Source organism: Meridianimarinicoccus sp. MJW13 (assembly GCF_014901205.1).
Classification (GTDB): Bacteria; Pseudomonadota; Alphaproteobacteria; order Rhodobacterales; family Rhodobacteraceae; genus Meridianimarinicoccus.
Map to the genome: position 1 here is coordinate 39,131 of NZ_JACNMU010000010.1, position 25,691 is coordinate 64,821.

A 25,691-nucleotide genomic window follows, 5' to 3' on the forward strand; every position below is an offset into this window, starting at 1 on the left:
GCGCTACCTTTCGTTCAAAACACTACATACTGGGTTTCGAACAGGGGATCCCCATGAGGTTTTTCAAGCAGTTACTACCCGTCGTCTTCAGTTTGACCGCCACGGCGCTGGTTGCGGAATCCGCGCTGGTCAGCCAGGCGGCCAATGTTTCTCCGCGGCCTGTGCTGCGACCCGAGGTCAGCAACGTGACATCTGTTTCCGTCAGCAATCTGGGCTTTGAACGTTGGCTCAACGGGTTCCGGTCCCGCGCCCGTGCGCAGGGCATTTCGGATCAGACGCTGAACGCCGCCTTCAGCGGCATCCGGTACAACACCAATGTGATCTCGCGCGACCGCAACCAGTCGGAGTTCACCAAGGCGCTGTGGGAATACCTTGACAGCGCGGTTTCCAATGCCCGGATCAACAACGGTCGCGCGGCCTATCGCAAGTACCAGCAGACACTGGCCGCGATCGAACGGAAATACGATGTCGAGGCCGAGGTTGTCGTCGCGATCTGGGGGTTGGAAAGTGCCTATGGCACCTATCGGGGCAACAACGATGTGGTCGAGGCGCTGGCGACACTGGCCTATGACGGGCGGCGCGGGAACTTCTTTGAAGAACAGCTGATTGCGTCGCTGAAGATCTTGCAGGCCGGGGACGTGGCACCGCGCAACATGATCGGAAGCTGGGCCGGGGCGATGGGGCACACGCAGTTCATCCCCACCTCGTATCTGGCCTATGCGGTGGATTTCAGCGGTGACGGCAAGCGCGATATCTGGTCGAACGATCCCACCGACGCGCTGGCCTCTACCGCTGCCTATCTCAGCCGTTTCGGCTGGAAAAAGGGCCAGCCCTGGGGGGTCGAGGTGCGCCTGCCCAGTGTGTTCAACTATGGGATGGCAGGCCACGGCACGGCGAAAACGCCCCGGCAATGGGCGGCGCTGGGGGTGCGTGGCATGGATGGCCAGCCGGTGCCGAACCATGGCCGCGCCTCGATCCTGCTGCCCGCCGGGTCGCAGGGACCGGCCTTCATGATCTTCAAGAATTTCAACGTGATCGAACGCTACAACGCCGCTGACAGCTATGTCATCGCCGTGGGCCACCTGAGCGACCGGATCAAGGGCAAGCCCGATTTCATCGCCAGTTGGCCACGCGGTGACCGCACGCTGCGGCTGTCCGAGCGCAAGGAGCTGCAACAGCGGCTGAGCGCGGCGGGCTATTCCACCGGCGGTGTCGATGGCCTGATCGGCCCCAACACCATCGACGCGATCCGGGACTATCAGAAATCGGCCGGTCTGGTGCCCGATGGCTATGCGTCGGTAGAGCTGTTGAAAACGCTGCGCTAGACACAGGCCTGCAGGCCGGTTCACCCCCCGGCCCGCAGGCCCCGCGTTCAGAATTGGTCCAGCAGGCCTTCGGCGCGAAAGCTCAACTCGCGCGATTTTCCGATGATCACATGGTCATGCAGGGTCAGGCCCAGCACCGAAGCCGCATGATCGATGCGCTCGGTCATGGTGATATCGGCCTGTGACGGGGTCGGATCGCCCGAGGGATGGTTGTGCACAAGGATCAGTGCCGTGGCGTTCAGTTGCAACGCCCGTTTCATCACCTCGCGCGGGTAGACCGGCACGTGATCGACGGTGCCTTGCGCCTGTTCCTCGTCCGCGATCAGCGTGTTCTTGCGATCCAGATAGAGCACCCGGAACTGTTCGACCTGGCTGTGCGACATGGTCGTGTGGCAATAGTCCAGCAGCGCCGACCAACTGGACAGAACCTCGCGATCCAGCACCTTGGAACGGGCCAGCCGTGCCGCAACCTCGCGGCTGAGGGCAAACTCCAGCACCACCGAGGCACCTACGCCTTGCACCTCTGTCAACCGTTCAGGCGGGGCCGCAAGCACGTGGGTGAGATCGCCGAAGGTCTTGAGCAGCGCGTGGGCGATGGGCTTTACATCGACACGCGGCAAGGCCCGGAACAGCATCAATTCCAGCAATTCATAGTCCGGCACGGCCTTGGGGCCACCGTCCAGAAACCGTTGGCGAAGTCGTTTGCGATGTTCGCGGATGTAAGAGGGTTGTTTGCACGATCCGACCACTGCCGTCACCGGCGTGGCGGGACCATCCAGCGGCAGAACGGGTTCGCGAAAGGCGTCAGGGGTCTCCATGGGCACCAGATTTCGCGCCCATGGATAAAGTTTGTCTTAACGGGTCAGCTTTTCATGCTGTCCCAGAAGCCCTTGACCTTGCCGAAGAAACTGTCGGCCTCGGGATGGTTGTCGGCAGACAGCCCTTCGAATTCCTTCAGCAGCGCTTTCTGCTTTGAGGTCAGGTTGACCGGGGTTTCGATGGCCATCTCGATGAACATGTCGCCCTGTCCACCGCCACGCAACGCGGGCATGCCTTTGCTGCGCAGACGCATCTGCCGGCCCGACTGGCTGCCGGCGGGCACTTTCACCCGGCTGCGGCCGCCGTCGATGGTGGGCACTTCGACATCGCCGCCCAGGGCCGCGGTCGTCATCGGCACCGGCACGCGGCAATACAGGTTCACGCCGTCGCGCTGGAACAGGTTGTGCTCGGCCACCTCGATGAAGATGTACAAGTCACCCGTGGGCCCGCCGCGCATTCCGGCCTCGCCCTCGCCGGCAAGGCGAATGCGGGTGCCGGTTTCGACGCCGGCAGGAATGTTCACCGAAAGCGCACGTTCCTTCTCGGTCCGGCCTTGTCCGTGGCAGGTCGCGCAGGGGTTCTTGATGATCTGGCCAAGCCCGGAACAGGTCGGGCAGGTGCGTTCAACGGTGAAGAACCCTTGTTGCGCCCGCACCTTGCCCATGCCCGAGCAGGTCGGACAGGTCACCGGCTCGGCACCGCCCTCGGCCCCGGTGCCGCTGCACGATCCGCAGGTCACGGCGGTGGGGACGGTGATGGTCTTTTGCAGGCCGCGATAAGCGTCCTCCAGCGAGATCCGCAGGTTATAGCGCAGGTCTGCCCCGCGCGCGGCACGCTGGCGTCCGCCGCCACGTCCGCCGCCGCCCATGAAATCGCCGAACAGATCGTCGAACACGTCCGAAAAGGCCGAGGCGAAATCGCCCTGCCCGCCGGGATGCCCGCCACGCGGACCGCCGCCGCCCATGCCGCCCTCGAAGGCTGCATGGCCAAACCGGTCATAGGCCGCCTTTTTCTCGGCGTCCTTCAGAACCTCGTAAGCCTCGGCGGCTTCCTTGAACTTGCCCTCGGCATTCGGGTCGCCGGTATTCCGGTCGGGGTGAAATTCCTTGGCCTTCTTGCGATAGGCCTTCTTGATTTCGTCCGCCGATGCGCCGCGCGCGACCCCGAGAACGTCGTAGTAGTCGCGTTTTGCCATATGCGCAGTCCTCTTTCACAACACAGGACCGGCCCCACCCGAAAGGCAGGACCGGTCCAGGTGTCACATGGCGCTTAACCGCGCTTGTTGTTGTCCAGATCCTCGAAGTCGGCGTCGACGATATCGTCGTCCACGCCCGAGGGTTCGTCGGCCCCTTCCGGAGCCGCTTCGCCGGACTGTTCCTGCTGCGCCTTGTAGATCGCTTCGCCCAGCTTCATCGAGGCTTCGGTCACGTTCTGGATGCCCGAACGGATCTTGCCCGCGTCTTCGGTTTCCAGGGCTTCCTCAAGCGCGCCAATGGCCAGTTCGATCGCCTCGACCGTGGTCGGATCGACCTTGTCGGTATGCTCTTCCAGCGACTTCTTGGTCGAGTGGATGAGGCTTTCGGCCTGGTTCTTGGCCTCGACCACGTCCTTGCGCTCTTTGTCGGCCTCGGCATTGGCCTCGGCGTCGCGGACCATCTGGTCGATCTCGTCGTCGGACAGACCGCCGGACGCCTGGATCGTGATGTTCTGCTCCTTGCCGGTGCCCTTGTCCTTGGCGCTGACCGCAACGATGCCGTCGGCGTTGATGTCGAAGGTCACTTCGATCTGGGGCAGACCACGCGGTGCCGGCGGGATGTCTTCCAGGTTGAACTGGGCCAGCATCTTGTTGTCGGCCGCCATTTCACGCTCGCCCTGGAACACGCGGATGGTCACCGCGTTCTGGTTGTCCTCGGCGGTCGAGAAGACCTGCGACTTCTTCGTCGGGATCGTGGTGTTGCGGTCGATCAGGCGGGTGAAGACACCGCCCAGGGTTTCGATGCCCAGCGACAGCGGGGTCACGTCCAGCAGAACCACGTCCTTGACGTCGCCCTGCAGAACACCGGCCTGAATGGCGGCACCCATGGCGACAACCTCATCGGGGTTCACACCCTTGTGCGGCTCCTTGCCGAAGAACTTGGTCACTTCTTCCATGACCTTCGGCATCCGGGTCATGCCGCCGACCAGAACCACCTCGTCGATGTCCGAGGTCGACAGACCGGCGTCTTTCAGCGCGGCCTGGCACGGCTTCATCGAGGCCTTGATCAGATCGCCGACAAGGCTTTCCAGCTTGGCGCGGGTCAGCTTCATCACCATGTGCAGCGGCTGGCCGCCGTTCGGGTCCATCGAGATGAACGGCTGGTTGATCTCGGTCTGGCTGGAGGACGACAGTTCGATCTTGGCTTTCTCGGCAGCTTCCTTCAGACGCTGCAGGGCCATCTTGTCCTTGGTAAGATCGACGCCGTTTTCCTTTTTGAACTGATCGGCAAGATAGTTCACGATCCGCATGTCGAAGTCTTCACCGCCCAGGAACGTATCCCCGTTGGTGGATTTCACTTCGAACAACCCGTCGTCGATTTCCAGGATGGTCACGTCGAAAGTACCGCCGCCAAGGTCATAGACCGCGATGGTTTTGGCTTCTTTCTTGTCCAGACCATAGGCCAGGGCCGCGGCGGTCGGTTCGTTGATGATCCGCAGCACTTCCAGACCGGCGATCTTGCCGGCATCCTTGGTGGCCTGACGCTGGGCGTCGTTGAAATAGGCCGGGACGGTGATGACCGCCTGGGTCACTTCCTCGCCCAGATAGCTTTCGGCGGTCTCTTTCATCTTCTGCAGGATGAAGGCCGAGATCTGGCTGGGGGAATATTTCTCGCCACGGGCTTCGACCCATGCGTCGCCGTTGCCACCGTTGATCACGGTGAATGGCAGGTTCTTCATGTCTTTCTTCAGGTTCTCGTCGTCGAACCGGCGCCCGATCATACGCTTCACACCGAAGATGGTGTTGTCGGGGTTGGTGACGGCCTGGCGCTTGGCCGGCTGGCCAGCAAGACGTTCATTTTCGGTGAATGCAACGATAGACGGGGTGGTGCGGGCACCTTCGGCGTTTTCAATAACGCGGGCTTGCGACCCATCCATGATAGCGACGCAAGAGTTGGTGGTCCCGAGGTCGATACCGATCACTTTGGCCATGTGTATGTACCTTCTTACTTTGGCGATGTTTGGGGACGGCCCGAGACGTGGCGCCTGTCCCCGATCCCTAACATGATGCCGGGATATCCCGGCTGACTGGGCAGTATATAGGTGGCGAGTCTTTGGGCTGCAAGCGACCCATGGCGCAGGAAAACCCGTGAATGCGGGGAAATTTGCGGCCAAACTGCAGGGAAATGGCGCGGAGGGGACTAAAATGCCCGAACTGGATCTGAACGGGGTGCGCCTGTTGCCCGGCCATCTGGACCCCAAGGCACAAGCAGACCTTGTTGCAGAGGTGCGCAGGGTCTGTGCCGCCGCCCCCTTGATGCGGCACATGACGCCGCGTGGCCAGCCGCTGTCGGTGCGGATGACCGCGGCAGGAAAATTCGGCTGGATCAGTGACCGGCAGGGCTATCGCTATGCCGCGCGGCATCCCGGCGGCACCGACTGGCCGCCGATCCCCGACGTGCTGCTGCAGGTGTGGTCCGATCTGCTGCCCAAGGCCCGCGCGCCTGAAAGCTGTCTTGTGAATTTCTACGGCGAGGGCGCGCGCATGGGCCTGCATCAGGATCGTGACGAGGCCGATCTGACCCAGCCGGTGCTGTCGATCTCGCTGGGCGACGACGGGCTGTTCCGGGTGGGCGGGACCACGCGCGGCGGCAGGACGCGTTCGGTCTGGATGAAATCGGGCGACGTTGCGATCCTGCAGGGGGCAGGGCGGCTGGCCTATCACGGCGTCGACCGCATCCGCTTCGGCAGTTCTCCGCTGTTGGCGCAGGGGGGTCGGCTCAACCTGACCTTGCGCGTTGTGACCTGAGCCGCGATGCTGCGCCGAATGCGCCCAAACCCGCAGTCCGCGCTTGTCGTTGGCGCAAACGCGGGGAAAAAGGGGCCAGTAGACAGCGTGGAGTGGTACTCATGGATTTTGGTAAACTGGAAACGGAAATGCGCCGCCTGGCCCTGGAAGCCGGCGATGTGATCATGGAGATCTATGGGCGCGAGGATTTCGACGTGAAGGCGAAATCCGACGACAGTCCGGTGACCGAAGCCGACGAGGCCGCCGATGCGCTGATCTCGGCCGGGTTGCGGGCCGCTTTCCCCGATGTGCTGCTGGTGACCGAGGAACAGGCCGCCTCGCACACCGAATCCGCGTCCAGCTTCCTGATCGTCGATCCGCTGGATGGCACCAAGGAATTCGTCAAGCGTCGCGGCGATTTCACCGTGAACATCGCCTACGTGGAAAATGGTGTGCCGATCCGGGGCGTGGTCTATGCGCCGGCCAAGGATCGCCTGTTCTACACCGATGCCAGCGGCAAGACAGTCGAGGAAACCGCGCCTTTCGCCAAGGACACCAAGGGCGCGGTGACCGAGGTGTCGGTCAAGACCCCGGACAATGCCGCGCTGCTGGTTGTGGCGTCGAAAAGCCACCGTGATCAGGCCACCGACGACTATATCGCCAAGTACAACGTGGCCGACATGAAAAGCGCGGGCTCGTCGTTGAAGCTGTGCCTTGTGGCCACCGGCGAGGCGGACATCTATCCGCGCCTGGGCCGCACGATGGAATGGGACACCGCCGCCGGGCAGGCGGTGTTGATGGGCGCGGGCGGCAAGATGATCCGTTTCGATAACCATGCCCCGTTCACCTATGGTAAACCGGGGTATGAGAATCCATTCTTCATCGCCCATGCGCCGGGTGTCGAGTTGAAGGAAGCCTGATCGCCCATGTCCGTCGTCATCGTCATTCCGGCCCGCTATGCGTCGACCCGTTATCCCGGCAAACCGCTTGTCCTGCTGCGCGGGCCTGACGGCAGCGCCAAAAGCCTGATCCAAAGATCGTGGGAAGCCGCCTCGGCAGTATCGGGCATCGACCGTGTGGTGGTTGCCACCGATGACGACCGCATTCGCGCCGCGGCGGAGGCCTTTGGCGCCGAGGTGGTGATGACCGCCGAAAGCTGCGCCAATGGCACCGAACGCTGCGCCGATGCGCTGGAGCGGATGGGCGGCGGGGCCGAGATCGTGGTCAACCTGCAAGGCGATGCGCCGCTGACGCCTGCCTGGTTCGTCGAGGATCTGGTCGCGGGCCTTCAGGCCGCACCCGATTTCAAGGTGGCGACGCCGGTGCTGCGCTGTGACGGCGCGGCCCTGTCGGGGTTTCTGGCCGATCGCCGGGCCGGGCGGGTCGGCGGCACCACGGCGGTCTTCGACCGCACCCACCGGGCGCTGTATTTCTCGAAGGAAGTCATTCCCTACACCTCGGCCGACTATGCCGATGCGGCACCGACCCCGGTGTTTCACCACGTGGGCTGCTACGCCTATCGCCCCGATGCCTTGACCGCCTATGGCCAGATGCCCGAAGGGCGGCTTGAGGCGCTGGAGGGGCTGGAGCAGTTGCGTTTTATCGAAAACGGCTGGCCGGTGCTGTGTGTCGAGGTCGAAGGCCGGGGCCGCGCCTTTTGGGAGTTAAACAACCCAGAGGATGTTCCGCGGATCGAATCCATGCTTAAATTGATTGGATAGCGTCGGGTCTTGTCCGTCCTGTGGGTGCCGGCCGGAAAAGGGCGTCGCGTTGACGCGGAGTTTCAATTTGGTCGTGCAGCTGCAGAAAGTTGTCATAAAAGCAAAGTAGTCCCTTGCCGGGTCGGGAGTGCCGAACTTGCAACGGGGCGGGCCGCAGGTCATCATTTGCACGCGGTCGTGAAAGTAGAGGAATGGGTATAGCTATGACGCGTAAGGTCACCAAAGCCGTGTTTCCGGTGGCCGGAATGGGAACAAGGTTCCTGCCGGCAACGAAATCGATCCCCAAGGAAATCATGACTCTGGTGGACCAGCCGTTGATCCAGTACGCGATCGACGAGGCACGCGCCGCGGGCATCACCGACTTCATCTTCGTGACCTCACGCGGGAAATCCGCGCTTGAGGACTATTTCGACGGCGCCCCACTGCTGGAGCAGACCTTGAAGGAAAAGGGCAAGACCAAGCTGCTGAAGGCGCTGCACAAGACTGACATGCCATCCGGTGCGATCTCTTACGTGCGCCAGCGCGAGGCGTTGGGGCTGGGCCACGCGGTCTGGTGTGCCCGCCGCCTGATCGGGGACGAGCCCTTTGCCGTGCTGCTGCCCGACGATGTGATCGACAGTGAAACCCCCTGCCTGAAGCAGATGGTCGATGCCTATGAGAACACCGGCGGTTGCATGGTCGCGGCCATGGAAGTGCCGCACGAGAAGATTTCGTCCTACGGGGTGCTGGACGTGGCCGACGACAAGGACGCAACCGTGTCGGTGAAAGGCATGGTCGAAAAGCCCAAGGCCGAGAACGCGCCGTCGAACCTGGCGGTCATCGGCCGATACATCCTGTCGCCGGCGGTTCTGGACAGCCTGAACGAGATGAAGACGGGCGCCGGGGGCGAGATCCAGCTGACCGATGCCATCGCGGCACAGATCAACACCGCCGAAGGCGTGCACGGCCACCGGTTCAACGGTCAGCGATTCGACTGCGGTTCGAAAGCGGGCTTCCTGCAGGCAACGGTCGCCTTCGGTCTGGCCCGGGAAGAGCTGGGCGATGAATTCCGTGCCTTCCTGCACGAATACCTCGCCATCCGCAGCGCCGCCGAATAACACCGCTGCATCGCCGAACATGAAAAAACCGCCGTGGGATCCGCGGCGGTTTTCCTGTGTCAGGGCTGTGCTTGCGCGTCAGGCGGCCTTGGATTCCTCGGCGCCCGCCAGGATCGTGTAAAGGATCGACGGGTCGTCGTTGGCACGCAGCTGCGCCTGGATCTTGGGATTGCGCAGCGCCCGCGACACGACGGCCAGCGCCTTGAGGTGCTGAACGCCGCTGTTTTCCGGTGCGAACAACGCAAAGACCAGATCCACCGGCTGATGATCGACCGAATCGAACGGCAAGGGGCGTTCCAGCTTCATGAAGACGCCGACAACCTTGTCCAGACCGTCCATGCGGGCATGGGGAAGGGCGATGCCACCCCCCACGCCGGTCGGGCCGATGCTTTCCCTGTCCAGCAGGGCATCGACCGCATCATCCGGGCACAACCCATAAACGGACGCCGAAAGATCACTGAGATCGCGAAGGAGTTTCTTCTTGCTGGACATGCCAGCAACCACCTTCACGGCCTCGGGGTTCAGTAGGGATCCTAGAGTCATGCCTTGGGCTTGTCCTTCCCGCTGCTGGGCGGTCTCTGGTGTCACGCGGGGGCGGTGCTGGGCTCGATCCAGCCGATATTGCCGTCCTCGCGACGGTACACGACGTTTACACCATCCGTACCTTCATTGCGGAACACCAGCACCGGCGCCTCGGCCAGTTCCATCTGCATCACCGCTTCGCCCACCGAGATCGACGGGATGCGGGTTTGCATCTCGGCGATGATGACCGGGGTCAGCGAGTCGGGCTCCGAGTCTTCGGGGCTGTCATCCGCCGCGATCACATAGGACGAACCGCCGATTACATCAACCGGTTGTTGACGATCCTTGTGGTGGTCTTTCAGGCGGCGCTTGTAACGGCGCAACTGCTTTTCCATCTTCTCGCCGCAGGAATCGAACGCGGGGTAGATGTCGAAGGCGTGGGCCTTCGCCTGTACCGTCAGCCCGGTCGACAGGTGAATGGTCGCTTCACATTGAAACTCCTGAGCGTTCTTGGAGAAGACGATCACCGCATCGGTCGGACGTTCGGCATACTTTTCCAGAAGGCCCGACATTTCGGTCTTCACATAGGTTTGCAGCGCATCGCCAATGTCGATTTGTTTCCCGGTGATCTGATAACGCATGTTACCTCCAGTGCGTTGCGGCATCCCGGTTCCCGGTGCAACAGGGCTATCGCCCGGCTGGTTAAGGAACTGTGAATGCCAGTGTCAAAACTGACTGCGACCCGGTTAGGGGACCCGACAACTTTGGTCGGATCCAAGGCGCGAGGCAAGCAAGATGAAGCATATCGGACCTGTGGCGGTACGACTTTACCCCAAGTCAAACTTCGCTCGAAAACCCTTCTCTTGCGGGCCAAAACTCAATCAATGCGGAATCCTTCTCCCAGATAGACCCGGCGGACATTTTCGTTCTGAACCACGTCTTCGGTCGATCCGCTCATCAGAACCTTGCCGTCATGAAGTATATAGGCACGGTCGACGATTTCCAAAGTCTCGCGGACATTGTGATCGGTGATCAGCACGCCGATTCCGCGGGTTTTCAGTTGTGAAACCAGCGCCCGGATGTCGCCCACGGCGATGGGATCGACCCCGGCAAAGGGTTCGTCCATCAGCACGTACCGGGGATCGGCGGCCAGGCAGCGCGCGATCTCGACGCGCCGGCGTTCGCCCCCCGACAGGGACAGGGCGCGGGACCGGCGCAGGTGCTCGATAGAGAATTCCGACAGAAGCTCTTCCAGCCGCTCGCGCCGCGTGGTGCGGTCGGGCGTGGCAATCTCGAGAATCGACAGGATGTTGTCTTCCACGTTCAGCCCGCGAAAGATGCTGACCTCCTGCGGCAGGTACCCGATTCCCATGCGGGCGCGGCGATACATCGGCAGCAGCGTCACGTCCTGGCCGTCCAGGATGACCTGCCCGCCTTCGGGCGTCACCAGCCCGGCGATGGAGTAGAAACAGGTGGTCTTGCCCGAGCCGTTCGGCCCCAGAAGGGCCACGACCTCGCCGCGCTTCAGATCCAGCGAAACATCGCGGATCACCGGCCGCTTGCGATAGCTTTTGCGCAGGCCGACCACGTGCAGACCCATGCCGCCGTCGCTCACTTCCAACTGCGGGTCGGGCGTTCGCGCCGAACGGGGCGCGATCACGGCTGTTCGTCCTGGGGCTGCAGGATTGTGCGCACCCGCCCCGCGACCTGCCCGATGCCGGTTTCCAGATCGACCACCAGCCGTTCTCCGGCGACGGTGTTGGCGCCCTGGGTCAGCAGCACGTTGCCGGTCATCACAACCTCGTTGGACAGGGGGGTATAGATCGCCTCGTCGCCCTCGGCGGCTTCTTCGGGGGTCACCAGCAGCACGTCGTCGCGCGCGGTGATGGTCTTGATGTCGCTGCCCAGAGAGCCGTCTTCCAGCACCACGTATTCCACCAGAACCCATTGCGCCGACAGCCGCATGTCGCCCTGCACCGCCACCACGTTGCCGGTGAACAGCGCGGTGCCGGCGTCGCGGGTCAGATCAAGCTGATCCGAAGTGACCTCGACCGGCGCATCGGGATCGGCATTGCGGAACCCGCCCGTGGCAACGCTGGTCTGTGCCGCAACGGGCTGCGCCAGGCACAAGGCGACCAGGCCCAGGATGATCCGAAAATGTCGTCGCATGGTCTACCCCCGCCGTTCCCCTCAGGGGATGTATACCAGTCGCACGCCACCCGTGAAGAGCATCCGCGTGCGCGTGTCGTCCTCGGGATCGGTAAACACTTCCATCTGGCCCGCGTCCAGTGTTCCCAGTGGCCCGTCGGCCGAGATCGGTGTGAGGGTCCGCATATAGGTCAGGTCCGAGCGCAGCTCCAGCGCATCGGTGCGGATGCGGTAGCCGTCCGACGTCAGGATCAGCACGTCCTCGGTCAGGTGCGACACCATGTTGATGTCATCCATGACCCCTGTGCGCGAGGTGATCTCGTAGGTCTGTGCATCCTGTGTGAGCAATTCGGCAAACAGATCGGTGCCGTGTGTGACCCGTGGCAGATCCTCGTCGGGCAACAGCGCCTTGGCGGTGATCTTCACTTCGGCCCCGTCCTCGGTGACCGAGGCATGGATCGGGGCGCCCAGCCGTTGTTGCTCGGCCAGTTCCGACACGGAATCGTCGGCATAGCGCAGGGCTTCGCCTTCGGGTGGGGTGCGGGCCAGCAGGAACATGGTCGACATCAGGCCGATGGCCCCAAGGGGCAACAGGATCTTGCCCGCCACCACCAGCCGGGAATAGGTGTTCCCGTGCGGGCCCACGGGTCAGATGACCCCGGCGCGCAGACAGTCGTGAATGGTCAGAATGCCCACGGCCTGCGCCGATTGCCCGCCGTCCACGACGAAAAGACTGGTGATCTTGCGCTCTTCCATCATGTGCACCGCCTCTTCGGCCAGTACCTGTGGCGGCACGGTCTTGGGGTTGGCGGTCATCACGGTTTCAGCGGTCTGGTCCAGCAGCCCGTCCATGTGGCGCCGAAGGTCGCCGTCGGTGATGACGCCCACAAGTGCGCCGCCTGCATCGGTCACGCCGACCACGCCAAAGCCCTTCTGGCTCATGGTGACCAGCGCTTCGGTCATCGGGGTCGTCGTGGCGACCAGCGGGATCTTCGCGCCGGTGTTCATCAGGTCGGCCACCTTGGAAAGCTGCGCCCCCAACTTGCCGCCGGGATGGAATTTGCGGAAATCCTGCGGCGAGAATTCGCGATGCTTCATCAGCGCCACGGCCAGCGCGTCTCCCAGAACCAGCGTCATGGTGGTCGACGACGTGGGCACAATGCCGGTGCCGCAGGCTTCGGGCGCTTGCGGCAGCACCAGCGCCACGTCGGACTGTCGCAACAGCGTGCTGTCGGGGCGGCTGGCGACGCCGATCAGCGGAATGCCGAAGCGGCGCGTGTGGGCGATCATGTCGGCCAGTTCCGGGGTTTCGCCCGAATTCGACAGCATCATCACCACATCGCCTTCGGCCAGCATGCCAAGGTCGCCATGGCTGGCCTCGGCCGGATGCACGAAATGCGCCGGCGTGCCGGTCGAGGCCAGCGTGGCCGCGATCTTGCGCGCGATATGGCCCGACTTGCCCATGCCCGAGACGATGACCCGGCCCGAGGCTTCCAGCAGCAGGGCAACGGCCGCCCCGAAACTGTCGTCCAGCGAAGCGTCAAGCTGATGCAGGGCCGCGATCTCGGTCGCGATGACCTGATGGCCGGTGTCCAGAAAGGCTTGGGTGTCTTGGGTCATGCGTGCGCAAAAATATCCGTGTCGGGCCAGCCTTCCAGATCAAGCCGGGCCCGTGTGGGCAGGAAGTCGAAGCAGGCCTTTGCCAGCTTGGTGCGGTCTTCGCGCGCAAGCCGTTCGTCCAGCTTCTCGCGCAGGGCGTGCAGATGCAACACGTCTGAGGCAGCATAGTCGAGCTGGGCGTCGGTCAGGGTCTTGGCCCCCCAGTCGCTGGTCTGCTGCTGCTTCGAGATATCGACACTGAGCAACTCGTTTACAAGGTTCCGCAGCCCGTGACGGTCGGTATAGGTGCGCACCAGCCGCGAGGCGATCTTGGTGCAATAGACCGGCGCCGCCAGTGCGCCAAAGGCGTGGTACATTGCGGCGATGTCGAACCGGCCGAAGTGGAACAGCTTCAGCACCGTCGGGTCGCGCAGCATCCGGGCGATGTTCGGCGCCTCGGTCTGGCCCTTGGCGATCTGCACCAGATGGGCATTGCCGTCGCCGCCCGACATCTGGATCACGCACAGCCGGTCGCGGTGCGGGTTCAGACCCATGGTTTCGCAGTCGATGGCCACCACGGGCCCAAGGTCCAGCCCATCGGGAAGGTCATTCTGGTAAAGGTGGTTTGCCACGGTCAGCCCTTTGTCGTTTTCCGGATCGGTAGTCCACCACGCCCGCCATGTCAAAACATTGGCGGAATTTCGGGCTTTTGGCGAAAAGGGTCCGGTCCGGGGCCGACAGGGATCGGCCCCGGTGCAAGGGGTACGGCGTTGGGTGCCCCTAGTGCGCGGGCTTGATGAAGGTGCCGTTGCGCAGGTCACGCATGGCGGTCATCAGTTCCTCGCGGGTGTTCATCACGATGGGGCCGTGCCAGGCCACTGGCTCCTGGATCGGCGCGCCCGAGACCAGCAGGAAGCGCACGCCCTCGGGACCGGCCTGCACCGTGACCTCATCCCCGGTGCCAAAGCGGATCAGGGTGCGGTTGCCGGACAGGTCGCGGATGTTGACCTCTTCGCCACCGACCTCTTTCTCCAGCAAGACGCCGCTGGGGGCCGAAGCATCGGCAAAGGCCGCCGATCCGTCGAACACATAGGCGAAGGCGCGGCGATAGGTGTCGACCTTGAAGGTTTTCTTCACCCCGGCGGGTACGAAGATGTCCAGGTACTGCGGATCGGCAGCGATGCCGTCCACCGGCCCGCGCTTGCCCCAGAATTCGCCGATGATGACCTTCACACGGGTGCCGTCATCGTCGATGATCTCAGGGATATCCGCGCCCTTCACATCCTGATAGCGCGGCGCGGTCATCTTCAGGCTGGAGGGCAGGTTGGCCCAAAGCTGGAAACCGTGCATCTGGCCTTGCGCGTTGCCCTTAGGCATCTCCTGATGCAGGATGCCCGACCCGGCGGTCATCCATTGCACATCGCCCGCGCCCAGCGTGCCGGTGTTGCCCAGGCTGTCGCCGTGGTCCACCGTGCCGTTCAGCACATAGGTGATGGTCTCGATGCCGCGATGCGGATGCCACGGAAAGCCCTTCAGGAAGTCCTCGGGGCGATCGTTGCGGAAGTCATCGAACAGAAGGAACGGATCCAACTCCTCGGGATCCTGAAATCCGAAAGCGCGATGCAGTTTGACGCCGGCCCCCTCAAGGGTGGGCACGGCCTTGCGTTGATTTGCGACAGGTCTGATGGACATGAGCCTATCTCCTTTCACTCAGGAAGATAGGGCGTGTGTTCGCTGCGCTCAATGGCACAGAGTGTGCTGGCGTGCGCGTGGTCTGTGCATTGGTGCTGGATGTTGGGCGTCGTCCGGGACCGATGCGGGTTTGGTTTTGCTGCCAAGGGACCTTGGAATTGTTCCGGAGGGCCACAACGCGCCAACCGTCGGTATCGTCAAATGGATTGCGACCGCTGTGCAGCTTTCAGCCTAAGCGCTGAAGAATCTCAACTTTATCTCCTGGAATGTGTTTGCCTTCATCGTCGGCATCATTCCGTGGTTTCTTGTCGGCGTCCCTTGGAAGGGCGTGCGATCATGGGTGTTCACGTTGGGGCGTCTATTGCGAACCTGGGCGGGTATCTGAGCGCTTGGCCACCTTTCGGGGCTGGTCTCTGCCTGTGGTTCAATGTGCCGGTCCGGACCAAACCAACAAAAAAGCCCGGCACCAAGGCCGGGCTTTTGAAACCTCTCAGACGCGGATCACACCCAGGGGCGCGCAGCGCTGGCCGTGGCTTCGAAGGCGTCGATGGCAGCGATCTTCTCGAAGGTCAGGCCGATGTCATCCAGACCGTTCAGCAGGCAATGCTTGCGGAAGGGATCGACCTCGAAGGCAAGGGTGCCGCCGTCGGGGCCCTTGATCGTCTGGTTTTCCAGATCGACCGAGATGGTGGCATTGGCGCCGCGCTGGGCGTCGTCCATCAGCTTGTCCACGTCTTCCTGTGGCAGCACGATCGGCAGGATGCCGTTCTTGAAGCAGTTGTTGTAGAAGATGTCGGCAAAGCTGGGCGCGATCACCACGCGGATGCCGAAATCCAGCAGCGCCCAGGGCGCGTGCTCGCGCGACGAGCCGCAGCCGAAGTTGTCGCCCGACACAAGGATCTGCGCGTTGCGGTACTGTGGCTTGTTCAGCACGAAATCCGGAATTTCCTTGCCGTCGTCGTCATAGCGCATCTCGTCGAACAGGTTCACGCCCAGACCAGACCGCTTGATCGTCTTCAGGAACTGCTTGGGGATGATCATGTCGGTATCGACATTGATCAATGGCAGCGGAGCGGCAACACTCTCGACGACCGTGAATTTTTCCATAGTAGAATCCTTGCTGCTTTGCGTAGTTCCGGGCAAGAGTTGCCCGGACGGCACCGCCAGACCTTCTGCCAAAAATCTGGTCCGGGGTCCAGCGCCGAGGAGAGTGGTGCGATGAACGGACTATCACGACATTGGATGTGGGCCACGGCTCTGGTTGCTGCGGTAAGCGGCGCGGCCCAGGCCCAGACCCAAACCCAGTATGACGAGGACAACGGCCGGCTTGAGCTGCCGCTGTGGGAGTTGGGCATTGGCCTGACCGGACGGCAGACCGCCGAATATCCGGGTTCCAGCGACTATGCGACCCGCGTCGTCGCCTTTCCCTACATCGCCTATCGCGGCAAGTTCCTTGAGATCGGTGAACAGGAAACCCTGCGCTTCATCCCGTTCCAGACCGAGCGGTTCGAACTGGCGTTTTCCTTCGACGGCAACTCGGCCGTGGAACGGCGCAGCACCGAATTGCAGGGCGCCCTGCCGGATCTGGATGCGCTGGTCGAATTCGGGCCGGAATTCATCTGGCGTGCGGCCGAGATCGATCCGGTCTTCGGCGACCGCACCCTTGGCCGGGTGGAGCTGGCCCTGCAGACGCGTGGCGCCTTTTCCGTCGGCTGGCCGCCGGAATACGAAGGCTTCGTGGTCCGCCCGGTGCTGCGTTATCGCCAGAACGGCGCCCTGAAACCCGGCAGCCGTGTGGAGGCCGCCATCGGGCCGTTGTTCGGCACGCAGGGCATCAACGAATATTTCTACGCGGTGGATGACAGCAACGGCGGCGGCTACAAGGCCAGCCAGGGCTACATGGGCACCGAGATCACGGCCTCGATCCGCTATCCGGTGTCGCGCCGGGTGCGTCTGATCGGCGGCGTCGGTCTGGGGATCCTGTCCGGTGCGGTCAGCGAGGACAGCCCGCTGTTCGAAAGCAACTTCAGTGCTTCGGGCTATATCGGCTTCACCGCCAGCATCTTCCAAAGCAAGCGGCAGGCGCTGAAGGATCGCTAGGCGCGATCCGGGTTGGCGATGTCGGGAAAGTGCCGCCTTTGGCCCGCGGCAGGGCAGGGCGCGGCGGGACAACCCGCCGCGCGCCGGATCACTTGCGGTGCGCGCGCACGAAGAAGGCCAGCGCGATCAGGCCCGAGCCGTTGAACAGCAGTTCGATCCCCAGAAGGATGCCCAGCAGGCTGACCGAGGCGACCGCGAAATTGGCGATGATATAGCCGGCCAGCAGCACCGACAGGGCGCCCGACAGCAGCATCGGCCAGAAGTACGGGGTCGATTTCATTCCCCAGGCCAGCACCAGCCGCAGGATGCCGCTGGCGGCCAGCATGATGGTGACCAGCAGCGCCAGCGAGATCACGCCTTCCAGCGGGTTGGCGATGAAGGACACGCCGAGAAACAGCATCAGCACGCCCATGGCGACCGAGAAGATCTTGCGCCCGGTGCCCGTTTCCGACAGCCCCAGGAAAACCTGGATGCCGCCGAGGATCAGGAACAGAAGGCCGGTCACGATGGTCACCGCCATCGAGGCCGCGACCGCGTTGCCAAGGGCAAACAGCCCGAAGACCACCGACAGGATGCCGAGGATCAGCCATTTCGTCCAACTCTTCATGTCTTGAGTCTCCGGTTCGTTTTCTGGGTCAGGCGTCGGTCAGGGTGCGCACGTCGGTCAGCTTGCCGGTGACGGCGGCAGCGGCGGCCATGGCCGGGCTGAGCAGGTGGGTGCGTCCGCCCCGGCCCTGACGACCTTCGAAGTTGCGGTTCGAGGTGGCCGCGCAACGTTCGCCGGGGGCCAGCTGGTCGGGGTTCATGGCAAGGCACATGGAACAGCCCGCCAGGCGCCATTCGAAGCCGGCCTCCTTGAAGATGTCGGCCAGACCTTCTTCCTCGGCCTGGGCGCGGACCAGACCCGAACCCGGCACGACCATGGCGCGCATGCCTTCCTTGATCTTGCGGCCCTTCAGGATGGCGGCGGCGGCGCGCAGGTCCTCGATTCGGCCGTTGGTGCAGGACCCGATGAAGACCGTGTCGATCTCGATCTCGGTCAGCGGCGTGCCCGGCTTCAGGCCCATGTATTCCAGCGAGCGCGCGGCGGCTTCCACCTTGCCGCCCTTGAAATCCTCGGGCGCGGGAACCTTGGCGGTGATCGGCAGCACATCCTCGGGCGAGGTGCCCCATGTCACCACCGGCTCGATCTCTTCGCCCTTCAGGGTGATGACCTTGTCGAAATGCGCGCCCTCGTCGGTGTAGAGGGTTTGCCACCACTCCATTGCGGCGTCCCAATCGGCGCCTTTCGGTGCGTGCGGGCGGCCCTTGACGTAGGCAAAGGTCTTTTCATCCGGCGCGATCAGACCGGCGCGGGCACCGCCCTCGATGGCCATGTTGCATACGGTCATGCGGCCTTCCATCGACAAGTCGCGGATCGCCTCGCCGCAGTATTCGATGACATAGCCGGTGCCGCCGGCGGTGCCGGTGACGCCGATCACCGCCAGCGTGATGTCCTTGGCGGTGACGCCCGGACGCAGCTTGCCGGTGACTTCCACCTTCATGTTCTTGGATTTCTTCTGGATCAGGGTCTGGGTGGCCAGAACATGTTCCACTTCCGAGGTGCCGATGCCATGCGCCAGTGCGCCGAAGGCGCCATGGGTGGCGGTGTGGCTGTCGCCGCAAACCACGGTCATGCCGGGCAGGGTCCAGCCTTGTTCCGGGCCGACGATGTGCACGATGCCCTGACGCACGTCAGACACCGGGTAGTAGTGGATGCCGAAGTCCTTGGCGTTCTTGTCCAGCGCGGCGACCTGGATGGCCGAATCCTCGGTCATGTTCTTGGGATCTTCACGGCCCGGCGTTGTGGGCACGTTGTGATCGGGCACGGCGATGGTCTTGTCCGGCGCGCGCACGGTGCGGCCCGCCATGCGCAGCCCTTCGAAGGCCTGCGGGCTGGTGACTTCGTGCACCAGGTGGCGGTCGATATACAGAAGGCTGGTGCCGTCCTCGGCCTCATGGGCCAGGTGGGCGTCCCAGATCTTGTCGTAAAGCGTCTTCGCTGCGGTCATGGCGGGTCTCTCCCGAGAATGTATGGCGGTCTGATCAGATGGCGGTGCGGGACAGGTCAGGCACCAAGGCGGGCCGTGGCCGTGCGGGCCTGCCCGTAAAATCGCCACGGCAGGCGCGCGCGGTCGTCCATATCGAAGATGCCGATCATGCAACGGGCCATAGCCGCTTGGCGCGATCTGTTCAAGCTTCGGGCGCGGCCGGGACCGGGCCGGCGCGTGTTTTGTTGATCTGTTGCGCGGGCCGGCCCGTATCCCTTTGCAAATGGAGATCAACGATGCCGAAACTGATCAAGACCCTGCACCTGTCGCTGGTGGGCGGCTTTCTGGCCGCTTCGGTGGCCGCCGCCCCCGAGGCACGGATGTACAAGGGCTATGAAACCCCCGCCTACACGGTGGTCGAAAGCGATGGGCCGATCGAGATCCGCGACTACGCCCCCTACCTCAGCGCCGAGGTGACGGTGGATGGCAGCCGCACCGGTGCCGCGAACCGCGGGTTCCGGGTGCTGGCCAACTACATTTTCGGCGGCAACGAAGACGAACAGAAGGTCGCCATGACCTCGCCGGTGGCGCAGCTTCCCGGCCTGCCGGACGGTGTTTCGGGCAGCGAAGCGGGGGACGACGGCCTTTGGACGGTGCGTTTCATGATGCCGCGCGAATTCGATGCCGAAAGCCTGCCGCGACCGGAAAATCCGGCGATCCGGATCACCACGACACCGGGTGAGCGGCAGGTGGTGATCCGCTTTTCCGGCCGCTGGACCGAAAGCGCCCTGCGTGAACACTCTGCAACCTTGCAGGCCTGGGCCGATGACCGCGACCTGACCCTTGCGGGGCCGCCGCGGTTCTATTTCTACGACGCGCCCTTCACGCTGCCGGGGAACCGCCGCAACGAGGTTGCCTATCGCCTGCAATAGCTGCACTGCGGCATTGGCGGGGGATCATTGAGATTTCAGGCGTCCGATGCTATGTTGGAAGGGTCAGGCACCGGATGGCGGTGCCTTTAGAAGGAGTGCAAACCCTGTCTCGAATCGACCAAGCGGTCCCCGTTGGGACAGCCCATCCGGCACCTGCCGATGTTTCTCTTTCGGCGCAAAGCGACGAAACGCTTGCCCGAATCCTCTCCTCACTCTCTGAAGACAAGGCCGAAGACGTGATCTCGATCGATCTGAGTGGACGCTCCGAAATGGCCGATCACATGGTGATCGCCACCGGGCGCTCGTCGCGGCAGGTCTCGGCGATGGCCGAAAAGCTGACCGATCGGCTCAAGCACGATCTGGGCGTTGGTTGCAAGGTCGAGGGAAAGGATCAGGGGGATTGGGTGCTCATCGATGCGGGCGATGCCATCGTGCATCTGTTCCGTCCCGAGGTGCGCGAGTTCTACCAGCTCGAAAAGATGTGGATTGCCCCCGGTTCGGCCGAAGGCTGAGCGAAAAGGGGATTTCGGGTGAAGGTTTCGTTGTGTGTTGTGGGCCGCCTGCGCGGCGGGCCCGAGAAAGATCTTGTCGATACCTATCTGGAGCGGTTCACCCGCAGCGGGCGGCAGCTTGGGCTGGGTCCGGTGCAGGTGCTCGAGGTCGAGGATCGCAAGGGCGGCGGGCCGGCGGGCGAGGCCGCGCTGCTGGACAAGATCTGCCCTGCGGGGGCCGTGCGGCTGGCGCTGGATGAGCGCGGGCGGCAGATGACTTCGCCCGAATTCGCCGACCTGCTGGCCGAGTGGCGCGATGCCGGCAACAGCGAGCTGGCGATCTTCATCGGCGGGGCCGACGGGTTCGAACAGGGGTTCCGTCACGGTTGCGACCGCTGGATGTCCTTTGGGCCGATGGTCTGGCCGCATATGTTGGCCCGCGTGATGATTGCCGAGCAGCTCTATCGCGCGGCCTCGATCCTCGCCGGATCTCCGTACCACCGCGAATAGATGCGCGCCTTGCCCGATCCGGGGTGCGACCGCGCGCCGAAGGCGCGCCCGGCCCAACGGGACGCCGGGCCTGAAAAGGCCCAAGTCCGGGCGGGAGTTCCCCTTGCACCAAAGTCACTGCGCCGCGATACCGGAACCAGCCCTGTGACCCGAGGATCCGACCGCCTGCCATGACCCCGCATCTGTTTTCCTTTGGACACGGCTATTCCGCCCGTGCCCTGTCCCGCCTGCTGCTGCCCAAGGGCTGGCACATCACCGGCACCACGCGCGACGCTGCAAAGGCCGAGGCGTTGCGGGCCAAGGGGATCGCACCACTGGTGCTGCCCGGCGACGACCCGCTCCCCGTCCTTGGCACGGCCACGCATCTGTTGGTTTCAGCGGGACCGTCGGCGGCGGGCGACCCGGCCCTTGCCGCGCTTCGTCCGGCGCTGGACGCGGTCGCCCCAGCGCTGAAATGGATGGGGTATCTGTCCACGACCGGCGTTTACGGCGACCACGCGGGCGGCTGGGTGGACGAAGACACCCCCCTGACACCGGCCACCCGGCGTGGACAGCTTCGGGTCGAGGCCGAGGCCGCCTGGCAGGCCTTTGCCGCTGAAACCGGGCTTCCCTTGCACATTTTCCGCCTGGCGGGCATCTATGGCCCCGGACGTGGCCCCTTTGCCAAGGTGCGTGCCGGCACCGCGCGGCAGATCATCAAGCCGGGGCAGGTGTTCTCGCGCATCCACGTCGATGACATCGCCCAGGTCCTTGCCGCCTCCATCGCCCGGCCCAACCCCGGCGCGATCTACAATCTGTGCGACGACGACCCGGCCCCGCCGCAGGACGTGCTGGCCCATGCCGCGCATCTGCTGAACCTGCCCGAGCCGCCGCGCGAGGATTGGGACAGCGCCGAGATGACGCCGATGGCGCGCAGCTTCTATGCCGAAAGCAAACGGGTGCGGAACGACCGCATCAAGGACGAGCTTGGCGTCACCCTGAAATACCCCGACTATCGCGCCGGTCTGGCCGCACTTCTGGCCGAGGAACAGGCCGGCTAGACCCGCCGCAGCCGGTTCAGCCCCAGTTGTGCTGCCCAGAGCACCAGCAGAAACACCAGCCCCGAAGCGAAGGTCACGCCGTAGAACACCGCCCGCTCGGCCAGCACCATGTCGTTCAGAAACGGATAGGGCAGCCCGTTGGTGACGCTGCCCACAGGTTCGGCATTCAGCGGATGCACCACGCCCTCGGCCCAGACCACATAGGCCAGCACAAGCACCCCCAGCCACAGCGCCACCCGCAGCGGCCATCGGAAGGCGCGCTTGATCCACAGCACGTCGATCCATTGCAACAGCGGCCCCAGCAGGTGCAGGTAATACTCGCGGTAGGCGACGATCTGCTTGTCCCCCATCACCAGCGTCGGATCGGTAAAATACAGCCGCCAGTAGGACACCACGACGATCATGTTGACCACCGCCACCACCGAGACGAAGACCTCGGCCTTCGGTCCGGGGCGGCCAAGGGCGGGCACCAGCATCAGTGCTGCCGCAACAAGGCTGCCGGTCAGCGCCCAGATGGTCAGATAGCGGAATTGCCAGCCGAATTCGGCCATGTTGCCGAAGTCCTCGACCCGGAAGCGGTCGGCGAAATAGAAGGCCGTCAGCGCCAGAACGACGAGGCGATAGATCAGAACGGGGCGAGACATGGGCAGCTCCGGCAGGCGCGCTGAGGATCAGGCCACCCTAGCAGGAACGCAGGGACAGGCCAGAGGGGAGGATCGGAGACCCGCCGCGTGCGAGCGTGTGGGCGCACACCCGCGGCATGGGGCCGCCTCTGGCCTGTCCTGCTACCATAGCGTGTAAACAAGTTCAGGGGGAGTCCGGGTTTCCGGATGTTTGACCCCTTGCGCCGGTCTATCGCTGGCGGATCGCCTGTGCAATCTGCTCCACCCCCAGCACATCCAGCACGCGGGCCTCGATGTCCTCGGCGTTCATGGCGGCGCTGGCGTACATGTCTTCGGGGCTGGCCTGGTCGATGAAGGTGTCGGGGAAGACCATCGAACGGTACTTGAACCCACGATCAAACACCCCTTCCTCGGCCAGCAGTTGCGCCACATGGCTTCCGAAACCGCCGATGGCGCCCTCTTCGATGGTGATCATCGCCTCATGATCGGCGGCCAGTTGCAGGATCAGGTCGCGGTCCAGCGGCTTGGCAAAGCGGGCATCGGCCACGGTGGGCGAGATGCCGCGTGCCATCAGCCCTTCGCGGGCCTTCATGACCTCGGACAGACGCGCTCCGAAGGACAGGATCGCCACGCGCGCGCCCTCGGCCATGATGCGGCCCTTGCCGATTTCCAGCGGCTCGCCACGTTCGGGCATGTCGACGCCCACGCCTTCGCCACGCGGGAAGCGGAAGGCCGAGGGGCGGTCGTCGATGGCCGCAGCGGTGGCCACCATGTGCACCAGTTCGGCCTCATCGGCGGCGGCCATCACCACCATGTCGGGCAGATTGGCCAGGAACGCGATGTCAAAGCTGCCCGCATGGGTCGGCCCGTCGGCGCCCACCAGTCCGGCGCGGTCGATGGCAAAGCGCACCGGCAGGCGCTGGATCGCCACATCGTGCACCACCTGGTCATAGCCGCGTTGCAGGAAGGTGGAATAGAGCGCGCAGAAGGGTTTCAGCCCGCCCGCGGCCAGACCGGCGGCGAAGGTTACCGCGTGCTGCTCGGCGATACCCACGTCGAAACAGCGGCTGGGATAGCGCTCGGCAAACAGGTTCAGGCCGGTGCCATCGGGCATGGCGGCGGTGATGGCGGCGATGCGGTCATCCTGCGCGGCCTCCTTCAGCAGCGCGTCGGAAAACACCTTGGTATAGCTGGGCGCGTTCGACGGGGCCTTTTTCTGTGTGCCGGTGGCCACATCGAACTTGGCGGTGGCATGGCCCCGGTCGCGGCGGCCCTCGGCGGGGGCATAGCCTTTGCCCTTCTTGGTAATCGTGTGGATCAGGATCGGCCCCTTGGCCCGCGCCTTGACCGTGCGCAGCACCGGCAGAAGCTGGTGCAGGTCGTGCCCATCCACCGGGCCGATATATGAAAAGCCCAATTCCTCGAACATGGTGCCGCCAACGACCGAGTGTTTCAGCAGATCCTTGGCCCGCCGCGCGCCTTCCTTGAAAGGTTCGGGCAGAAGGCTGACGGCGCCCTTGGCGGCGGATTTCAACTCCTGGTAGGGCTCGCCCGCGTACAGGCGGTTCAGATAGGACGACAGCGCGCCCACCGGCGGAGCGATGGACATGTCGTTGTCGTTCAGGATGACGATCATCCGCTTTTTCAGGTGACCGGCGTTGTTCATCGCTTCGAAGGCCATGCCGGCGGACATCGACCCGTCGCCAATGACCGCGATGGCATCGCCGATGCCATGGTCGGGTGCCCCGCCAAGATCGCGCGCCGCCGCGAACCCCAGCGCCGCCGAGATCGAGGTCGAGGAATGCGCCGCCCCGAACGGGTCATAGGGGCTTTCGGCCCGCTTGGTGAACCCCGACAGCCCGCCCTTCTGGCGCAGGGTGCGGATCCGCTCGCGCCGTCCGGTCAGGATCTTGTGCGGATAGCACTGGTGGCCCACGTCCCAGATGATCTTGTCGCGCGGCGTATCGAACACCGCGTGCAGGGCCACGGTCAGTTCGACCACGCCAAGGCCCGCGCCCAGATGGCCGCCGGTTTCCGACACCGCGCTGATGGTCTCGGCGCGCAACTCCTTGGCCAGCCGCACCAGTTCGGTGTCCGTGAAGGCTTTTATGTCGGCGGGGGTTTCGACCCGATCCAGAAGCGGTGTCGACGGGCGCTCGGTCATGATCTGTCCTTTTGGGGGGCTCAGTGTGTGCGGGAAATAACGAAACGAGCCGCTTCCCGCAAGGTTTCGGCCTGTGCGCCATAGGACGCAAGAGCTGTTTCGGCGTCCTCAACCAGGCCCTGGGCGCGGGCGCGGGCGCCCTCCAACCCCAGCAGGCTGACGAACGTGGCCTTGCCGGCGGCTTCATCCTTGCGCAACCGCTTGCCGGCCGCCTCGGCATCGCCTTCTACATCCAATATGTCGTCGGCGATCTGAAAAGCCAGCCCAAGGGCCGTGGAATATTGCGTCAGGGCCGCAGGATCCGCACCCGCCAGCCGCGCCCCGGCCTCGGCAGACCAGCGGATCAGCGCGCCGGTCTTGTTGGCCTGAAGCACGGTGATCTCATCCAGCGTCAAGGGGCGTCCGGCGGATTCGGCAGCGATGTCCTGGGCCTGTCCCAGCACCATCCCCTCGATCCCCGACGCCCTTGCCAGGCTAGCCAGAAGATCCACGCGCACCGCCGGATCGTAGGTCATTTCTGGCCGGGTCAGTAGCTCGAACGCCAGTGTTTGCAGGGCATCGCCCACCAGAACCGCGATACCGTCGTTCCATTTGCGATGCACCGTTGGCAGGCCGCGCCGCAGATCGTCGTCATCCATGCAGGGCAGATCGTCATGGACCAGCGAATAGGCATGCAGACATTCCACCGAGGCCGCAGCGAATTCCGCCTGCGCCGGATCGACCCCGTGCAACCGCGCGCTTTCCAGCACCAGGAACCCGCGCAACCGCTTGCCGCCGCGGCTGGCATAGGCCATGCCCTCGGCCACCGGTCCCTGATCGCCGATCCGCACGAATTCTGCATCCAGCCGCGTCTGAACGCGGGTCGCGGCCTGCGCCAATGCCTGTTGAAACACGCG

Annotated in this window: 28 protein-coding genes; 11 read left to right on the forward strand and 17 right to left on the reverse strand. The window is 64.0% G+C overall.

Features of this window, described 5'->3' with window-relative positions; translation table 11 throughout:
- Positions 1-53: 53 nt before the first annotated feature.
- The gene (locus tag H8B03_RS16895) at positions 54-1,325 is read left to right on the forward strand and encodes a lytic murein transglycosylase (protein WP_193143078.1); all 1,272 of its coding nucleotides are present in this window, start codon (positions 54-56) and stop codon (positions 1,323-1,325) included.
- A gap of 47 nt (positions 1,326-1,372) precedes the next feature.
- On the opposite strand, the gene radC is transcribed toward H8B03_RS16895, so the two are convergent.
- The 3 genes from radC to dnaK form a co-directional block, all read right to left on the reverse strand.
- Positions 1,373-2,143 carry a DNA repair protein RadC gene (gene radC, locus H8B03_RS16900; RefSeq protein WP_193143079.1) on the reverse strand — a complete coding sequence of 257 codons (771 nt, stop codon included), beginning with the start codon at positions 2,141-2,143 and terminating at the stop codon, positions 1,373-1,375.
- Positions 2,144-2,187: 44 nt separating this feature from the next.
- Positions 2,188-3,339 (reverse strand): molecular chaperone DnaJ, encoded by a 1,152-nt coding sequence (dnaJ, locus tag H8B03_RS16905; RefSeq protein WP_193143080.1) that lies wholly within the window; start codon positions 3,337-3,339, stop codon positions 2,188-2,190.
- Positions 3,340-3,413: 74 nt separating this feature from the next.
- On the reverse strand, positions 3,414-5,330 hold the full coding sequence (gene dnaK / locus H8B03_RS16910; RefSeq protein ID WP_193143081.1) for a molecular chaperone DnaK: 1,917 nt from the start codon (positions 5,328-5,330) through the stop codon (positions 3,414-3,416).
- 214 nt (positions 5,331-5,544) lie between these two features.
- Between dnaK and H8B03_RS16915 the strand changes: the two genes are divergently transcribed.
- From H8B03_RS16915 to galU, 4 genes are all read left to right on the forward strand, one after another.
- Entirely contained in the window at positions 5,545-6,147 is a 603-nt protein-coding gene (locus H8B03_RS16915; protein ID WP_193143082.1) for an alpha-ketoglutarate-dependent dioxygenase AlkB, read from the forward strand.
- Positions 6,148-6,248: 101 nt separating this feature from the next.
- The gene (gene cysQ, locus H8B03_RS16920) at positions 6,249-7,046 is read left to right on the forward strand and encodes a 3'(2'),5'-bisphosphate nucleotidase CysQ (RefSeq protein WP_193143083.1); all 798 of its coding nucleotides are present in this window, start codon (positions 6,249-6,251) and stop codon (positions 7,044-7,046) included.
- Positions 7,047-7,052: 6 nt separating this feature from the next.
- Positions 7,053-7,847, forward strand: coding sequence for a 3-deoxy-manno-octulosonate cytidylyltransferase (locus tag H8B03_RS16925; RefSeq protein WP_193143084.1), 795 nt, complete (start codon positions 7,053-7,055; stop codon positions 7,845-7,847).
- A gap of 203 nt (positions 7,848-8,050) precedes the next feature.
- The gene (gene galU / locus H8B03_RS16930) at positions 8,051-8,944 is read left to right on the forward strand and encodes a UTP--glucose-1-phosphate uridylyltransferase GalU (protein WP_193143085.1); all 894 of its coding nucleotides are present in this window, start codon (positions 8,051-8,053) and stop codon (positions 8,942-8,944) included.
- Positions 8,945-9,022: 78 nt separating this feature from the next.
- Here the strand turns inward: galU and H8B03_RS16935 are convergent, their stop codons facing one another.
- From H8B03_RS16935 to H8B03_RS16970, 8 genes are all read right to left on the reverse strand, one after another.
- Positions 9,023-9,487 (reverse strand): PTS sugar transporter subunit IIA, encoded by a 465-nt coding sequence (locus H8B03_RS16935; protein WP_193143086.1) that lies wholly within the window; start codon positions 9,485-9,487, stop codon positions 9,023-9,025.
- A gap of 41 nt (positions 9,488-9,528) precedes the next feature.
- Positions 9,529-10,107: a ribosome hibernation-promoting factor, HPF/YfiA family gene (gene hpf / locus H8B03_RS16940; RefSeq protein WP_193143087.1), complete on the reverse strand. Its 579-nt coding sequence runs from the start codon at positions 10,105-10,107 to the stop codon at positions 9,529-9,531.
- A gap of 236 nt (positions 10,108-10,343) precedes the next feature.
- Entirely contained in the window at positions 10,344-11,066 is a 723-nt protein-coding gene (gene lptB, locus H8B03_RS16945; protein ID WP_193143218.1) for an LPS export ABC transporter ATP-binding protein, read from the reverse strand.
- A gap of 56 nt (positions 11,067-11,122) precedes the next feature.
- A complete protein-coding gene (locus H8B03_RS16950; protein WP_193143088.1) occupies positions 11,123-11,635 on the reverse strand; it encodes an LptA/OstA family protein in 513 nt (170 codons plus the stop codon).
- Between the two features lie 21 nt (positions 11,636-11,656).
- On the reverse strand, positions 11,657-12,259 hold the full coding sequence (gene lptC, locus H8B03_RS16955; RefSeq protein ID WP_193143089.1) for an LPS export ABC transporter periplasmic protein LptC: 603 nt from the start codon (positions 12,257-12,259) through the stop codon (positions 11,657-11,659).
- A gap of 3 nt (positions 12,260-12,262) precedes the next feature.
- Positions 12,263-13,234 (reverse strand): SIS domain-containing protein, encoded by a 972-nt coding sequence (locus H8B03_RS16960; protein WP_193143090.1) that lies wholly within the window; start codon positions 13,232-13,234, stop codon positions 12,263-12,265.
- On the reverse strand, positions 13,231-13,845 hold the full coding sequence (locus H8B03_RS16965) for a ribonuclease D (protein WP_193143091.1): 615 nt from the start codon (positions 13,843-13,845) through the stop codon (positions 13,231-13,233). Before H8B03_RS16965 ends, H8B03_RS16960 begins: the two co-directional genes overlap by 4 nt.
- 148 nt (positions 13,846-13,993) lie before the next feature.
- Complete coding sequence (locus tag H8B03_RS16970; RefSeq protein WP_193143092.1) at positions 13,994-14,905, reverse strand: pirin family protein; 912 nt, start codon at positions 14,903-14,905, stop codon at positions 13,994-13,996.
- Positions 14,906-15,173: 268 nt separating this feature from the next.
- Between H8B03_RS16970 and H8B03_RS19185 the strand changes: the two genes are divergently transcribed.
- Entirely contained in the window at positions 15,174-15,290 is a 117-nt protein-coding gene (locus H8B03_RS19185; protein ID WP_319022497.1) for a hypothetical protein, read from the forward strand.
- A 116-nt stretch (positions 15,291-15,406) separates the two neighbouring features.
- Here the strand turns inward: H8B03_RS19185 and leuD are convergent, their stop codons facing one another.
- A complete protein-coding gene (leuD, locus tag H8B03_RS16975) occupies positions 15,407-16,012 on the reverse strand; it encodes a 3-isopropylmalate dehydratase small subunit (RefSeq protein WP_193143093.1) in 606 nt (201 codons plus the stop codon).
- Positions 16,013-16,123: 111 nt separating this feature from the next.
- Here leuD and H8B03_RS16980 point away from each other — a divergent pair, with 111 nt between their 5' ends.
- On the forward strand, positions 16,124-17,005 hold the full coding sequence (locus H8B03_RS16980) for a MipA/OmpV family protein (RefSeq protein ID WP_193143094.1): 882 nt from the start codon (positions 16,124-16,126) through the stop codon (positions 17,003-17,005).
- 88 nt (positions 17,006-17,093) lie between these two features.
- On the opposite strand, the gene H8B03_RS16985 is transcribed toward H8B03_RS16980, so the two are convergent.
- A complete protein-coding gene (locus H8B03_RS16985) occupies positions 17,094-17,612 on the reverse strand; it encodes an HdeD family acid-resistance protein (protein ID WP_193143095.1) in 519 nt (172 codons plus the stop codon).
- Positions 17,613-17,640: 28 nt separating this feature from the next.
- The gene (gene leuC / locus H8B03_RS16990; protein WP_193143096.1) at positions 17,641-19,056 is read right to left on the reverse strand and encodes a 3-isopropylmalate dehydratase large subunit; all 1,416 of its coding nucleotides are present in this window, start codon (positions 19,054-19,056) and stop codon (positions 17,641-17,643) included.
- Positions 19,057-19,331: 275 nt separating this feature from the next.
- On the opposite strand from leuC, the gene H8B03_RS16995 reads away from it, so the two are divergent.
- The 4 genes from H8B03_RS16995 to H8B03_RS17010 all read left to right on the forward strand — a co-directional run bounded on the left by H8B03_RS16995 (position 19,332) and on the right by H8B03_RS17010 (position 22,008).
- Positions 19,332-19,967: a heme-binding protein gene (locus H8B03_RS16995; RefSeq protein WP_226926063.1), complete on the forward strand. Its 636-nt coding sequence runs from the start codon at positions 19,332-19,334 to the stop codon at positions 19,965-19,967.
- A 74-nt stretch (positions 19,968-20,041) separates the two neighbouring features.
- A complete protein-coding gene (gene rsfS, locus H8B03_RS17000; RefSeq protein ID WP_193143097.1) occupies positions 20,042-20,479 on the forward strand; it encodes a ribosome silencing factor in 438 nt (145 codons plus the stop codon).
- Between the two features lie 18 nt (positions 20,480-20,497).
- Entirely contained in the window at positions 20,498-20,968 is a 471-nt protein-coding gene (rlmH, locus tag H8B03_RS17005; protein ID WP_193143098.1) for a 23S rRNA (pseudouridine(1915)-N(3))-methyltransferase RlmH, read from the forward strand.
- A 170-nt stretch (positions 20,969-21,138) separates the two neighbouring features.
- Positions 21,139-22,008: an SDR family oxidoreductase gene (locus H8B03_RS17010; protein ID WP_193143099.1), complete on the forward strand. Its 870-nt coding sequence runs from the start codon at positions 21,139-21,141 to the stop codon at positions 22,006-22,008.
- Here H8B03_RS17010 and H8B03_RS17015 read toward each other — a convergent pair.
- The 3 genes from H8B03_RS17015 to H8B03_RS17025 all read right to left on the reverse strand — a co-directional run bounded on the left by H8B03_RS17015 (position 22,005) and on the right by H8B03_RS17025 (position 25,688).
- Entirely contained in the window at positions 22,005-22,652 is a 648-nt protein-coding gene (locus H8B03_RS17015) for a hypothetical protein (protein ID WP_193143100.1), read from the reverse strand. The genes H8B03_RS17010 and H8B03_RS17015 overlap by 4 nt on opposite strands.
- A 208-nt stretch (positions 22,653-22,860) precedes the next feature.
- On the reverse strand, positions 22,861-24,795 hold the full coding sequence (gene dxs / locus H8B03_RS17020; RefSeq protein WP_193143101.1) for a 1-deoxy-D-xylulose-5-phosphate synthase: 1,935 nt from the start codon (positions 24,793-24,795) through the stop codon (positions 22,861-22,863).
- Positions 24,796-24,815: 20 nt separating this feature from the next.
- Complete coding sequence (locus H8B03_RS17025; RefSeq protein WP_193143102.1) at positions 24,816-25,688, reverse strand: polyprenyl synthetase family protein; 873 nt, start codon at positions 25,686-25,688, stop codon at positions 24,816-24,818.
- Positions 25,689-25,691 lie beyond the last annotated feature (3 nt).